Source organism: Ligilactobacillus sp. WC1T17 (genome assembly GCA_900110005.1).
In the GTDB taxonomy this organism is placed as follows: Bacteria; Bacillota; Bacilli; order Lactobacillales; family Lactobacillaceae; genus Ligilactobacillus; species Ligilactobacillus ruminis_A.
Genome location: FOCC01000001.1, coordinates 168,166 through 181,472 on the forward strand (window position 1 = coordinate 168,166; position 13,307 = coordinate 181,472).

The 13,307-nt window shown below is 39.8% G+C and carries 14 protein-coding genes; 10 read left to right on the forward strand and 4 right to left on the reverse strand.

The features are described 5' to 3' along the window. The first annotated feature begins 112 nt into the window (after positions 1–112). The 9 genes from BMX26_RS00805 (at position 113) to BMX26_RS00840 (ending at position 7,813) form a co-directional block, all read left to right on the forward strand. On the forward strand, positions 113–1,225 hold the full coding sequence (locus BMX26_RS00805) for an NAD(P)-dependent alcohol dehydrogenase (RefSeq protein WP_075529575.1): 1,113 nt from the start codon (positions 113–115) through the stop codon (positions 1,223–1,225). A 160-nt stretch (positions 1,226–1,385) separates the two neighbouring features. Further along, positions 1,386–1,763, forward strand: a complete 378-nt coding sequence (locus tag BMX26_RS00810; RefSeq protein ID WP_075529576.1) for a hypothetical protein — start codon at positions 1,386–1,388, stop codon at positions 1,761–1,763. 41 nt (positions 1,764–1,804) lie between these two features. After that, positions 1,805–2,299, forward strand: coding sequence for an ATP-binding cassette domain-containing protein (locus BMX26_RS09850; protein ID WP_412771379.1), 495 nt, complete (start codon positions 1,805–1,807; stop codon positions 2,297–2,299). Positions 2,300–2,304: 5 nt separating this feature from the next. Beyond that, on the forward strand, positions 2,305–2,487 hold the full coding sequence (locus tag BMX26_RS00820) for a hypothetical protein (RefSeq protein ID WP_143454831.1): 183 nt from the start codon (positions 2,305–2,307) through the stop codon (positions 2,485–2,487). Between the two features lie 36 nt (positions 2,488–2,523). Beyond that, positions 2,524–2,886: an MFS transporter gene (locus BMX26_RS00825; protein ID WP_143454832.1), complete on the forward strand. Its 363-nt coding sequence runs from the start codon at positions 2,524–2,526 to the stop codon at positions 2,884–2,886. 107 nt (positions 2,887–2,993) lie between these two features. Further along, positions 2,994–3,134 (forward strand): hypothetical protein, encoded by a 141-nt coding sequence (locus tag BMX26_RS09565; RefSeq protein ID WP_173647590.1) that lies wholly within the window; start codon positions 2,994–2,996, stop codon positions 3,132–3,134. A gap of 46 nt (positions 3,135–3,180) precedes the next feature. Beyond that, a complete protein-coding gene (locus tag BMX26_RS00830; protein WP_075529579.1) occupies positions 3,181–4,302 on the forward strand; it encodes an exonuclease SbcCD subunit D in 1,122 nt (373 codons plus the stop codon). Beyond that, the gene (locus BMX26_RS00835) at positions 4,299–7,421 is read left to right on the forward strand and encodes an AAA family ATPase (RefSeq protein WP_075529580.1); all 3,123 of its coding nucleotides are present in this window, start codon (positions 4,299–4,301) and stop codon (positions 7,419–7,421) included. The genes BMX26_RS00830 and BMX26_RS00835 overlap by 4 nt, the downstream gene beginning before the upstream one ends. A gap of 65 nt (positions 7,422–7,486) precedes the next feature. After that, entirely contained in the window at positions 7,487–7,813 is a 327-nt protein-coding gene (locus BMX26_RS00840) for a hypothetical protein (protein ID WP_075529581.1), read from the forward strand. Positions 7,814–8,244: 431 nt separating this feature from the next. On the opposite strand, the gene BMX26_RS00845 is transcribed toward BMX26_RS00840, so the two are convergent. The 3 genes from BMX26_RS00845 to BMX26_RS00855 all read right to left on the reverse strand — a co-directional run bounded on the left by BMX26_RS00845 (position 8,245) and on the right by BMX26_RS00855 (position 12,050). Continuing rightward, a complete protein-coding gene (locus tag BMX26_RS00845) occupies positions 8,245–8,829 on the reverse strand; it encodes a uracil-DNA glycosylase family protein (protein ID WP_412771380.1) in 585 nt (194 codons plus the stop codon). A gap of 85 nt (positions 8,830–8,914) precedes the next feature. After that, complete coding sequence (locus BMX26_RS00850; RefSeq protein ID WP_075529583.1) at positions 8,915–9,463, reverse strand: GNAT family N-acetyltransferase; 549 nt, start codon at positions 9,461–9,463, stop codon at positions 8,915–8,917. Between the two features lie 670 nt (positions 9,464–10,133). Then, positions 10,134–12,050 (reverse strand): M13 family metallopeptidase, encoded by a 1,917-nt coding sequence (locus BMX26_RS00855; RefSeq protein WP_075529584.1) that lies wholly within the window; start codon positions 12,048–12,050, stop codon positions 10,134–10,136. A 192-nt stretch (positions 12,051–12,242) separates the two neighbouring features. Between BMX26_RS00855 and jag the strand changes: the two genes are divergently transcribed. Beyond that, positions 12,243–12,968, forward strand: a complete 726-nt coding sequence (gene jag, locus BMX26_RS00860) for an RNA-binding cell elongation regulator Jag/EloR (protein ID WP_075529585.1) — start codon at positions 12,243–12,245, stop codon at positions 12,966–12,968. Between the two features lie 49 nt (positions 12,969–13,017). On the opposite strand, the gene BMX26_RS00865 is transcribed toward jag, so the two are convergent. Continuing rightward, complete coding sequence (locus BMX26_RS00865) at positions 13,018–13,278, reverse strand: hypothetical protein (RefSeq protein WP_075529586.1); 261 nt, start codon at positions 13,276–13,278, stop codon at positions 13,018–13,020. Positions 13,279–13,307 lie beyond the last annotated feature (29 nt).

Sequence of the window (13,307 nt, forward strand, 5' to 3'; positions counted from 1 at the left end):
TAACTTATAAATTAACTAAAAAAGCTGAAGATAAATATTTGACAAATAGAAATTAGTCGATTAAGATAATCATGTAATTAAATGAAAGCGTTAACAAGAGAGGCGGATTATTATGAAGATTAAAGCAGCTGTTGTAGAAGAAAAAGGTCAACCATTTACTATTAAAGACGACATCGAGCTTCATGATGTCGGACCAACTGATTTGCAAATCCACATGGTAGCATCAGGTATTTGTCACTCTGACGAAGCCCTCAGAAAGGGCGATGCGGCAATTTCCTGGCCAATTGTTTTAGGACATGAAGGTGCCGGAATTGTTGAAAAAGTCGGGAGTGCTGTTACCCGTTTTAAACCAGGCGATCACGTTATCTTGTCATTTTATGCTGACGGCTCTTGTGATAATTGCTTGAAAGGTGTGCCAACTCAATGTCGCAATTATGCTGATTATAATTTGTCAGGTATTAGACCAGATGGTGATTATCAATTTACTGAAGATGGGCATAATGTAGCTAATATGTTTAACCAATCATCATTTACCACCACAACCGTTGTTGACCAACGTAATGCGGTTAAGGTTGATAACAATCTTGATTTGCGTAAATTAGGACCTTTGGGCTGCGGCTATGTTACCGGTTCAGGTACAGTCTTCAATACTTTGAAGCCACGTCCAGGCGACACGATTGCCGTCTTTGGGACTGGTGCCGTGGGCTTGGCTGCTATGATGGCAGGACGCATTTCAGGCTGCATTAAGGTTATTGCTGTGGACATTGTGCCAGAACGGTTGGAACTTGCTAAAGAATTAGGCGCAACTGATACAATCAACAGTAAAGAAGATCCAGTAGCTAAGATTCGCGAATTAACAGGCGGCTATGGGGTTGATTGGACCGTTGATACCACTGGTTTGCCAGCTGTTATCAAGAACGGGGTTGATGCTTTAGCTCAAGGCGGGACTTGCGCAGCGATTGCGGTGACCCCACATTTAGTTGAACTTTCAACCTGGAACGACCTTTGCGTTGGCGATAAGAAAGTTGTCGGTGTCAACATGGGTGATTCTATTCCTCAAGTAGATATTCCACGCTTGATTGAATTCTACAAGTTAGGCTGGTTTGACTTCGATAAGACTGAAAAATTCTATGATTTTGAAGATATCAATCAAGCTAACCAGGATTCTGTTTCGGGCAAGACAATTAAACCAGTACTGATTATTGATAAGGATTATCGTCCTTAAAAGGCATTCTTAAAATTGTAAACCGCGTTGTATTTAGCAGCGCGTTTTTTTGTCTATGAGTAAAAGTGGTGACGTTTAAGACAAAAAAATGGACGTTTAAAACAAAAAAAGCGGTAAAAAGGAAACGGTGCTACAATGAAAGGTAAAAGGAGGAGCAGATATGAAAAAAATTATGCTAATCATGGGGTTGTTGTTTGTAGCGGGAACTACTTTTAATATGTCTGAGATAAATGTTCACGCTAGTTATTTGAATAAAACGACTTCTTTTGGTAATAATCTTAAAGGAGCATCTACTACAGAAAAAGGGCAATTTATTTATACGGGTCGCGTTTGGTTTTATCCTGCAAGAACTGGTGTTCGCAAAGGGTGGTTTAAATATGTTAGAAACGGTAGAACCGTAAAATATGTTACTACAGGATATTATAGAAAACCTTATAAGCAAAAGAAAACAGTTAAGGTTAGTGCGACAGGAAGTTGTACAGACAGCCTTGTTTCAGGACGCAAGCAGCGAACCGTCTTTCATTATGGATTTAATTAAGTAATATGAAAATAATCACAAGGTATTGGACAAAAGGCAATTTGTTTAAAACAGTATTGTTGAGTTTTTTTTTGGCACTAATGATGTCGATTGTGTTTGGAAACAGACTGGGTAATTTTGCTGGTTCTATAGTGACTGTTAGGTGTATAGTAGTGACTTTATCTGGGGTTATATCATTGATTTATTACTATCATATGTATGAACAATTCAAATCCGAATTTTATTTACGTATCACTCTAGGAGATACGGTAGCAGAAATTTCTGAATGTTTTGCTCAGAAGCCAATTAAATTTTTATCTGGGGGGCAAAAACAGCGCTTAATGATAGCGCGTGCTTTGATAAAAAAGCCCCCAATTATTTTGGCTGATGAACCAACAGCAGCTTTGGATAAACACAACGTCGATTTAGTATATGATTTGCTGAAACAGCGCGCTCAGGCGGGAAGTACGGTGATAACCGTAACACATGATATATCGTTCTCCGAAAAATTTTCACGCGTATTGAAATTAGATAAAGGTCATTTAAAAGAGGTGTAATGGTTATGGGAATTTGGTTGATTATTTTTGGTGCTGTAATTGGCATTTGCGCTTTAGGTTTTGGCATTAATTTAGTGAAACAAGATAAGAAAATTAGTGGTTATCTGTTAAGTTTAGTGGGTGTTTGTGCACTTTGTTATGCAGGGTATGTCTTGGCGATTATTTTAAATGCCTTGCGGTCAATGTAATCAGGGTGCTTGGCTGAAAAAGGCGGTTTAAAAACGATGCCTAAAATTTATCTGCTGGAAGTCGTTTTATTCTTATGCCTTCCGGTGCTGATGTTTAATCAATGGGTCGGATTTATTGGACTTTTAGGTACAGGGTCGGTTATGTATTTATTCAATTCACCGCTGCAACTACATTTTTTAAAGGTAGCTGAAGAAGATTATCCTGATTCCATGGTTTTTGCATCTTCGTTTAATTCTATCTTTTCTAATTTAGGGATTTCGATTGGATCAGCAACCGGTTCTTGGGTCATGGCTAAAGCTTCTTTAAATGCTTTGGGACCTGTGGCAGCCATTTATGCCTTTTTAGCTTTAAGTTGCATTATCGCTTTAAATAAGGCCAATCAAAAACAGAAAAATTAGCTATAAAATAAAAAGCTGCGTTTTTAAGCGCAGCTTTTTTTAGCGACATTTTTTGACGCAAGTGACAGTTATAATAGAGACATAAAATGAAAATAGGGGGCATTTAAATGGAAAAAGCAAAAGTTCAAACCTTAGGTAAATATACGGTTTTGGTATTATCAAAAGGTTTCAAGACTAAGACAGATGAATATTATTTATCACAGGCCAAAGATGGCACTTTGACTTTAGTGCCGCGCCAACAAAATTAAAAATCCAATGGTACAATAAAGATACATTTCAAGAAAGGGTGACGCGGTGAAAATATTACATACAGCAGACTGGCATTTGGGCAAAAAGTTAGAAGGATTTAGTTTAGAAGAAGAGCAAAATGCAGCTCTAAGCCAGTTAGAACAACTCGCCAAAGCCGAACAAGTCGATGCAATTGTGGTGGCAGGCGATATTTATGACCAAAAAAATCCAGCTGATCAAACTATTACACTTGTCAATCATTGGTTTAAAAAATTTAACAAGGACGATCATTTTCCTTTGCTAGCGATTAGCGGGAACCATGATTCAGCTGCCAAGTTAGCCGTAGGGGATGATTGGTATGCGGACAAGCAATTTTACATGCATACTAAATTAGAGCAGGCTTTTGAACCCATAGAAATGGGGAATGTCCAATTCTTTTTGCTGCCTTATTTTGCACCCTATCAAGCTAGTGAGTATTTTCAAGATGACACGCTTAAGACGGAAGCTTTAGCTATGGCAAAAATCGTAGCGAAAATGAAACAGCAGTTTAAGCCGGACTTAAAACACATCTTGGTGGCTCATTTCTTTGCAGCCGGAAGCTCGAAAACGGACTCGGATAGTCAAAGTGAAGTCGGCGGCTTAGCAGCAGTGCCGCTTGATTTACTGGAAGTTTTTGATTACGTTGCTTTAGGCCACTTACACGGATATCAGGCGTCGAAGCATCCAACCATCAAATATAGCGGTTCACCGGTTAAATATTCTTTATCGGAACAAAAGCAGACGAAAGGCTGTTTTATTGTAGATACAAACAAAGATACGGTAACTTTTAAAGCATTGACACCGCTGCATGATTTAGTGGCTTTAAAAGGCGATTTTGAAGACCTATTACAGCAAGAAGTTAAAGATGAACAAGCTTTCTTTTATCTGACACTCACTAATGAAGTACCAATCATTGAGGCTTATAACCGCTTAAAAGCAAAATATCCCCGCTTAGTGCAGTTTAAATATGCTTATAAAAATGAAGCTACGGCTGAAAATGAAGTTAAATTAGATTTGAAACAGGATCCTTTAACACTGTTGACGACTTTTTTTGGCAAAATGGCTAAAGGTCAAAATGAGTTAACGCCTTACCAATTAGAAATAGCAAAAGATTGCCTTGAAGAAGCGAAAAAGGAGGAAACAAAATGAAGCCTCTCAAATTAAGTCTTAAAAATTTTGGCCCGTATGAAAAAGCGCAAGTCGATTTTAGCCAGCTTGAAAGTCCTTTTTTGATTACCGGAGCGACAGGCAGTGGTAAGACGACTTTATTTGAAGCCATGGAATTTGCTTTATATGGGGTCTCGCGGGGCAAAACGATTAAAGAAACTATCTCTAATTTTGCGCCCAAAGGCAGCCTAATGCAGGTTAATTTTTGTTTTGAACACCAAAGTAAAGCTTATGAGGTTCAAAGAAGCTATAAATTAACTCAAAAAGGCGACCTGTCATATGATAATAAAACCAGTTATTTTAAACGGTTAGTCGATAACACGACTTTGGCCAATAAAACGCAAAACATTAATGATGAAATCAAAAGGCTTTTAAATATTGATGCAACACAATTTAGACAGATTGTGATGCTGCAGCAGGGGGAATTTAGTGCTTTTTTAAAAGCAAATCGTAATGATAAAGAGGAGTTATTTCGGAAAGCTTTCGGTACTAATATTTATCAATTATGGACACAAAAGGTCAAACAACGCTTCGACGAAGACAGTCAGGTTTTAAAAGAGCAGCAAGTACAGTTAAATCAGCTGTTTAAGCAGCTTCAATTTAACGATTCCCTGCAAGAAAAAGCTGCGGAGCTTTTAACGCCAGCTGAAAAAAATAAGACTAATATTGTAGATATTTTGCAACTGTTAGCCTTAATTGAGGAACAAACAGCCTTATGGCAGGCAGATATTGCGCAGTTAAATAAAAAGAAAAGCGCCCAAGAACAGGAGCGTGATTTAGCGCAAAACCAACTCGGCAAGCAAACATCCATCAACCAGCGCTTGCAAAATCAAGCTGCTTTACTAAAAGAACAGGCTGCTTTACGCGAACAAGCACCAAGTATGCAGCAAAAAGAAGCGTTATTAAATCAGCTTAATTTTGCTAAAGAAAATCAGAGTTTATGGGAGAGATACCATGACAATAGCGGGCAAGCTGAGCAAGCTAAAAAACAAGCCCAGCTTTTAAAAGAGCAATTGGCGCAAATGGAGCAAACCAGCCAAATTTTAGCTGCTGAAAACCAAAGCTTAGCTAATAAGCTCCCCCAAATAAAGCAAATGCAACAGCAATTAACGCTTTTAAACAGTAAATTAGATGAATTTGATCATTATGAGCAGGCCAAGCTTGAAAATAAGCATTTGCTGGACCTCGCCAAACAAGAGCAGGCAAAATATCAAGATACTCAAAATAAGTTGGTGGAACTCAAACAGGTTAGAGAAAAATTGGAGCAAAAGCAGGCTGCTTTACTGGACGAAGCCGAACTTTTGCGTAAAAAAAATAAGCAGGAGCTGGCGCAACAGACACTAAGGACCGGTGTTGCTAATTTTAGTCGGCAAAGACAGGCTTTAAAGCAGGTAAATGATTTATTAGCGCAAAAGTTTCCTGAATATCAAGCAGCCAAGGAAAACGAGCAGAAGACGCTGCAATTATGGCGCGAGTTAGAACAGCAATATACAGCTAATATTAGTGCTGAACTAGCCCAAAATTTAGCCGACAATACCCCTTGTCCGGTTTGCGGGTCCACCACGCACCCGCATTTAGCACAGGCAATACCGGGTAAAATCAGCAAAAATGATGTCAATCAAGCCAAGCAAAGAGCTGATCAAGCTTGGAAAAATAAAAATGAAATTGAAGCCAACTTTCTTGAAACAAAGCAAAGACAGACGGAAAAAAGCGCTGATTTAGCCTTAGCTAAAGACCAGCTCAAGCAAATGGGTTATGTCAGTTTTGCACAAGCTAAAGAAGCTTTACAATTAGGTCAAGAAACGCTGCTTTCATTAGAAGAAAGCTACCAGGCCAACGCTAAACAAAAGCAGGTTTTACTTGATCAATTAGCTTTAACCATGGGTAAAGAAGACAAGTTAACACAGTCTTTAAGTGCCATGCAGGCTAAACTTATGCAAATTGAAACTAAAAAAGCCCAAGCTGAAGCCCAGTTAGCTGAAATTGCAGCTAGAATACCGCAAGAATTTACCAATAAAGCCCAGTTAGAAGCTAAAATCAAACAACTACACCAGGAGATTGCGTCTTTTGAAAGTGAACACAAGGCTAAACAAAAGCAATGGCAGGACTTGCAAACAGATATTGAAGTTGCTAAAAGTAAGCAAGCTAATCTTAAAACGCTAGCTCAAAACGCTTTAGAAAATGCGCAAAAATCCAAAGAACTATTGCAGGAAGCTTTAAGAAAAAATGCTTTAACTTGGGATGAGTTAGCTCAGTTATATCAAGCTTTAGATCAAAGACAAACTTTATTAGACAGTCTCAAAGAATACCAGTCACATGTGCAAACAATCGAAAATCAGTTAGCGCTTTTGGCGAGTGAACTAAAAGATGAACATTTTGTCAATACAACTGAACTGGAACAAAAGATTGCAGCTTTTAAAGCAGAAATTGATCAATTACAGGGAAAAGAAAGTAATTTGAAAGCTTTACTGAAGCAAAATAAGCAAATTGAAAACCAAATTGGGACCTTAAATGAGGCACTGAACGACCGTTATCAAAAGTTGGGTGAGCTAAAACAATTGAATGATATTATGAGTGGTTTAGGCAATAAGACCAGTGGCAGCGGTAGCCGGAGTAAAGTATCACTTGAGCGTTATATTTTGCGGGAATATTTTAAAAAAGCTTTGCGGGTAGCCAATCCTGAGTTAAGGAAGATGACTAATGGACGCTATGAGCTTAAAATGCACAGCCTAGATGACAATAATCAAGGCTTTGAAATTGACGTTTTAGATAATTACATGAATGAAACAAGAAGTAGTGACAGGTTATCAGGTGGTGAAACTTTTGAAGTATCATTAGCTTTGGCACTAGCAATCAGCAAGGTTATTCAAGCACAGGCTGGAGGCGTTGAAATTGATGCGCTCTTTATTGATGAAGGTTTTGGAACTTTAGATAAGGAGCATGTGGAACATACGGTGGAAGTTTTGCAACACTTGGGTCAAGCTCATCAAATGGTAGGGGTTATCAGCCATTTGGATGAATTAAAAGAAGCTTTGAATATGCAATTACAAATCACGCCTGAGGGCAATGGCAGAAGTACCGTGGCCGTTGTTGCGCAATAATTCATTGCATGAAGCGCTTTACAATGATAAAATTAAAACAAATTTATTAAAAAGGATGTCAAAACGTGAATAGTAAAAATGAAACTAATTTTGTCGGTAAGTATGCCAACCTTTTTTTAGGAATTGTTTTATGGTTTAGTTTTATCTTGTTGACGGCAATTATTATCTTTCAACTTTTTAAAGATGCCAGTCATATCAGCAGTCAGGTTTATATGTTTGATTTATTTAGTTTAACAGCCACAGGCCTTTGGACAATCTATTTTGGACCTGGTAAAAAGGCTGATGGTGTCGCAGCCAAGATTAAGGGCAAGATGAATAATGCATGGACTATTTTATGGATGATTGTCGCTATTTTGGCGATCATTGCCCAAATTATTCGCTTTATTAAATAACAGACTGAATTTACTCCTTCTAGAGTAGGTATAAAGCTGGGTGAAGCTTTGTATTTATTTTAGTGGGAGTTTTTGGTAACTGTTTAAATTAAAATGAGAGGATAACGAATTTTATACTATTCTTGGAGGAAATATGGCGTAATTTAAGGGAGATTATGTTCAGGGATGGACAAAGGGGCGCCATAAAAATATCTGGGGAGATGAAAAAATGAAGGTTTTGTGGGAAAAACAATTTGAATTAAGAGCCATTATTGAAAATTATTTACGGCAAAAGGGGTATAGTAAAAAAAGCCTTGCCCCCTGCCGTCAGCGAATATGTTAAAAGATACGGTAAGTATTAGCGATGAGGGGTTAAAACTTTTTGAAAATTCAATTAATAATACCAGCATAACGCCGCAGAGTTAGCCAAAGCTCCTACTTATAAATATTTTTTACCCCTTTAAAATCGTTGCGACCCGCTTTTGTAAATCAGGAATGACTTCTTGTTCAAACCAAGGATTTTTAGCCAGCCAAATTTGATTCCGCGGTGATGGGTGAATCAAAGGAAAATAGGCTGGCAAATAATTTGAATAAGCGCGGACGACATCCGTCAACTTAGCTGAACTCTTTAAGTTGAGGTACTTTTTAGCGGCATAACTGCCTACCAAAATCGTTAATTGAATTTGCGGCATGAGGTCAAATAAGAGTGGATGCCATTTTTGACTAAAGTCTTTTCTGGGAGCAAGGTCGCCTGATTTGCCTTTGCCGGGATAGTAAAAATCCATCGGAATGATCGCGAATAAATCAGAATTATAAAAAGTATCAGCGCTGACACCTAACCATTGGCGCAAGCGGACACCTGAGGGATCATTCCAAAAAATGCCAGTGTCTTGTGCTTTTTTGCCGGGAGCTTGCCCAATAATGGCGATTTTAGCTGTGGTCGAAGCTTTATATAAAGGTTCAATTCCTTGCGACGTATACTTGGCATTTTGCGGATCATTTTTGATTTGTTGAAAAATAGCTTGAAATTTATCCAAAATAGCGCCTTCTTTCGCTTTCATTGTACTAATTTTTTTAAAAATAACAAGTAAAAATCGCTTGCTTCAACAAGCGGCTGCAAAATTAAATTTGATACATTTTAACTGGCAAAATGAGTGGCTGTAAAAAGCCGAGCACATGCCGCATCAGTTGCGGATAAGCTTGCGGATCGACTTTCTTTTGAGAATAGGTTAAAAAATCAAATTCTTCTCCGCCTTTTTCACGGCTATAATATCCGGAAGGCAAGAAGTTATTGCGGTGGTAGAATTTTTGCCGGCGGATACGTTGGGCGTTATTTTCCTTTGAAGCGTCAATTCTTTCGGCACTAAGACCAATTACCAGGTTTTGGTAGCGGGCAGCGATGAGCTTGATTAACCGTGAACCATAACCTTGGGAGCGGAACTCTGGTGCAATAGCCAAAAAGAAGACATAGGCCAACGTGGCATCTTTTAAGGTATAGATAAAGCCAATCCATTTATCATCGTCGTAAAGACTGCAAAATTCAGCTGTTTGCTTTTTGGTTTTACTCTTTAAAAAACAAAAAGGCAAGCGCTCAACCGCAGGGAAAGCAGTAAGATACAGCTTTTTAATTTTATCCCAATCTTTATTAGCTTCAACAAGTTGTAAAGTCATAAAAATCCCCCTCTAATCTTCTTAACCATAGCAAAAATTTTTTTCAAAAGCAATCAAAAACCAGGCCTAAAAGCCTGGTTTTCGTATAATTTATTTGCTGCGAAGCCTTTGCAGCCCCGCTTCGTCGCAGTCCAGCTTGTCATACAGCCCATAACCGGCTCCCAAAAGCACCCTGATGTAGTACGGCTTTTGGTCGCATGGGCTTAGTGACAAGGAACTACTCCTCGGGGGCTTAGCAGCCCCGCTTCGTCGTAGTCCAACTTGTCATACAGCCCATAACCGCTCCCCAAAGCACCCTGATGTAGTACGGCAAAACTTCGCAGGCTTCTAGTGACAAGAACCTGTCTCTTAGAGGCTTTCAGCCTCACTGCGAGCCAGGCCACTTGTCATACAAAGCCTAAGCGCTCGGTTTTGCACCCTGGAGTAGTACGGCAAAACTTCGCATGAGCCTAGCGCTAAGGACCTGAAGGCTAGGAGGGGACAAGCCCCTCGCGTCGCCATCAGGCCAAGCTTAGCTTACGGCTCATAAGCGCTCAGTTTTGCACCCTGAAGTAGTCGGGCTTTTCTTGGCAAGCTTCTAGAGCTAAGCCCCTTAATCCTTGGGGCTTTACAGCCCACGGCGGGTTCAGGGCACTTAGCTTACGAAGCTTAACCGCCAAGAAAAGCACCCTTACCAGATGTGGACGCGCTTTTCTTTTGGTAGCCACATGCCGTCATTTTCGTGGACGTCAAAGGCAGTATAGAAGTCATCGAGATTCTTGGGCTGAACATTGGCACGCAGGGTGTGGGGCGCGTGGACGTCAACGGCTAAGAGCAGCTTTTGTCTTTCAAGTGAAGATTTCATGCACCAAATACGGGCCCAGCTGATGAAGAAGGCGCGCAAGTCACAGTCTTTTTCTCCCTTGGCTGCTTCTAAGGCGCAGGAAAGGCCACCGGCATCAGCGATATTTTCGGAAACGACCAGCTTACCGTTAACGGTCCCAGCTTCGGTCTTTAAGCCGTCAAATTCAGCAATCATTTGTTGAGCTAATTCTTGGAAGTGTTTCAAATCGGCTTCCGTCCACCAGTTATTCAAATTGCCGTATTCGTCGAATTGTGCCCCGTTATTATCAAAGGCGTGGGAGATTTCATGGGCCATGACAGCGCCGATGCCGCCGTAATTTTCACTAGCGGTTTGGTCTAAACTGTAAAATGGTGCTTGTAAGATAGCAGCTGGGAAGACGATGATGTTAAATGATGGATCATAGTAGGCATTAACCATATGAGCCGGCATTTCCCAACGGGTCCGGTCGACTTCTTTGCCAAAGCGTTCTAAGTTATCTTTAGTTGCTACTTTGGTGAAGTTGACGGCATTATCCAACAGGTTAAGCTGTTCATCAACAACAAATTTGGTGTATAAAGGATCAAGTTCATCGGGATAACCGACATTGATACCTAAAGCATCCAATTTCACGATGGCTTTTTTAGCTGTTTCTTCACTGAGCCAGTCGTTATTGGCTAAGCGTTTCTTATAAACAGCCACCATCTTTTCCACCATTTGCTTAACATCAGCTTTGGCTGTAGGACCAAAATATTTGTGGGCGTAATAAAGACCGACAACTTGGCTGAATTGATCGGAGGCAAGATGGTAAGCAGCTTTTTTAGCTTTCATAGCTTCTTTAGAACCAGACAAAGCACGGGAGAAAGTTCCGCCTAAAATCCGAATGTCATCACTTAAAAAGGCAGTGGTGCTCATCAGGGTTTTGACGAAAATCCAACTCTTCATAGCTTCAAAATGATCAGGTGAGACAAATTGATCAAGGTTGGCAAAATAGTTTGGTTCTGTCACAATAACCTGGTCTGGCGTAGCGTTGAGCAGTTCGGTTACCACAGCACCCAAGTCAAAGTTTTCAGCTACAGCTTTAAAGTCATCAAAGCTGTACTTATTGTAAGACTTAACGTAATCAGCTCTTTGCGTACTGTCTTTTTGGAAAGGTGCAATGAGTTTATCATAAGCTAAAGCCTGTGTAATGGTCTTTTGGGTAAATTCTTCGTCGTAACCAGCCTTAAGGAAGAGTTCATGGAGCATTTTTTGTAAAACAGCAAGCAAAGCCTGCCCTTGTTCATTGCCATCTTCATAGTAGGTCTTATCGGGTAAAAAGAGGCCGGCAGGGTAGGCATATAAGGCATATTGACTGGTATTTTTCATGTCAGGTTGGACATAAAAGCCGAACGGAGCATCAAATTTTTCCAAATTTAAATCTGTCCATTGAGCTTGCCAATCAGCTAAGTCTTTTAAATCAAGGACGCGGTCAAGATACTTTTTGGCTGGCGCAAAGCCGTCTTGGTCGCGCTTGGCAAAATCAGCGGCTAATTGGTAGTATTTTACAAATTCTTGTGTTGGTCTATCAGCAGGCAGGTTTTTATTTTCCAGCCAAGCATCAAAATCATGCATTAGAGTTTTTTCGATATTTTGATCGAGTTCATAAAATCCGCCAGTTGCGGCTTTATCGGCAGGAATAACCGCTGTTTTGAGCCATGCGCCGTTAACAGCTTGATATAAATCGTCTTTTAATAGTGCTTCATTGATTTTTGTTTGAGCAGACATTAAAAATCCCCCTTAAATTTAAATTAGAAATGTTCTATTAATTCTAATTTAACCATAAAAGCTCCAAAAAAGACAGCAATATGACTTGATCAAGCAATGATATTTTTTTAATGGGGCTTGGATGAAATTGCTGAGGTTAAAAGCCGTCTTGTGTTATACTAGCTATGTAAATAAACAACAGGGGGATTTATCATGAAAATTTCCGCACCAACAGTCACAAAAGCCATTGAGCAAGGCTTAAACACACTAGGCAAAACTCGTGAAGAAGTAGAAGTTAATGTATTAGATGAAGGGAAAAAAGGCTTTTTAGGCTTCGGCAAAAAAGACGCTGTCATTGAAATGGCTGTAAAAGAAGAGGTAAAAAAGGTGCCCGCTTCTAAGCCGGTGCCGGTCCAAGCAGAAGTTAAAGCGAAAAAAACGGCACCAGCAGCAGTTAAAAAGCCAATTGAAACGCAAGCGCAAACGGAACAAGCTTTGCGGGAAGTTGGCGGATATTTGGCTGAAATTACCAAAAAGATGGGGATTGAAGCCCAAATCGATGTCACGATTGAACGGCGAGATGTTTACTACAACTTTGCGACACAGCAGGAAGGTTTATTGATTGGCAAACATGGTAAAACCCTGAATGCCCTGCAATTACTGGCGCAAAATTACTTTGATAAGCTTAGCAGACGCCATTTGGCGATTGTTTTAGATGTCGCTGATTACCGGAAACGCCGCGAAGAAACCTTAACTTATTTGGCTAAAAAAGTCGGTTATGATGCTTTAGAACAAAGAAAAAGAATGGAATTGGATTCGATGCCGGCTTATGAACGTAAGATTATTCATGCTGCTTTAGCGGATAATCCTAAACTTAAAACGTATTCCCGCGGCTCTGATCCAAGAAGATATGTTGTGATTGAGCCTGTCAGAAGATAACAAAAAAAGCACCTGTAAAGGTGCTTTTTTGTTATTAGGGATAGGTTAGTTATGAATATTGTAACGAAGGAGTTTGAATCCAGTCATACTTGAGGAGTTTATGGAGTGTCAAGTTGACAGGAATCCAGAGCTTCGTTCGAAGAAGGTCAAGCATTGTTTGGGTAAGCAGTTTGTCTTTTTTGTGCTTGATCTTAATAACTTGATTATTTTGGGTTTTTAGGGTAATCACACGTTCAGTGACCTTCACGACCTGGGCAGGAACGATGTGATCTGTTTGACCTGTTCTAGGGGGAGTTTTTAAATCATTCATGGTCTGCAGCGTCCTTTCTCGGTTTGACT

What these genes read in the sequence shown, in the direction of transcription:
- BMX26_RS00805 (WP_075529575.1), top strand. Translation starts at nt 113, where the DNA reads ATGAAGATTAAAGCAGCTGTTGTAGAAGAAAAAGGTCAACCATTTACT.
- BMX26_RS00810 (WP_075529576.1), top strand. Translation starts at nt 1,386, where the DNA reads ATGAAAAAAATTATGCTAATCATGGGGTTGTTGTTTGTAGCGGGAACT.
- BMX26_RS00820 (WP_143454831.1), top strand. Translation starts at nt 2,305, where the DNA reads ATGGGAATTTGGTTGATTATTTTTGGTGCTGTAATTGGCATTTGCGCT.
- BMX26_RS00825 (WP_143454832.1), top strand. Translation starts at nt 2,524, where the DNA reads ATGCCTAAAATTTATCTGCTGGAAGTCGTTTTATTCTTATGCCTTCCG.
- BMX26_RS09565 (WP_173647590.1), top strand. Translation starts at nt 2,994, where the DNA reads ATGGAAAAAGCAAAAGTTCAAACCTTAGGTAAATATACGGTTTTGGTA.
- BMX26_RS00835 (WP_075529580.1), top strand. Translation starts at nt 4,299, where the DNA reads ATGAAGCCTCTCAAATTAAGTCTTAAAAATTTTGGCCCGTATGAAAAA.
- BMX26_RS00850 (WP_075529583.1), bottom strand. Translation starts at nt 9,463, where the DNA reads ATGACTTTACAACTTGTTGAAGCTAATAAAGATTGGGATAAAATTAAA.
- BMX26_RS00855 (WP_075529584.1), bottom strand. Translation starts at nt 12,050, where the DNA reads ATGTCTGCTCAAACAAAAATCAATGAAGCACTATTAAAAGACGATTTA.
- jag (WP_075529585.1), top strand. Translation starts at nt 12,243, where the DNA reads ATGAAAATTTCCGCACCAACAGTCACAAAAGCCATTGAGCAAGGCTTA.
- BMX26_RS00865 (WP_075529586.1), bottom strand. Translation starts at nt 13,278, where the DNA reads ATGAATGATTTAAAAACTCCCCCTAGAACAGGTCAAACAGATCACATC.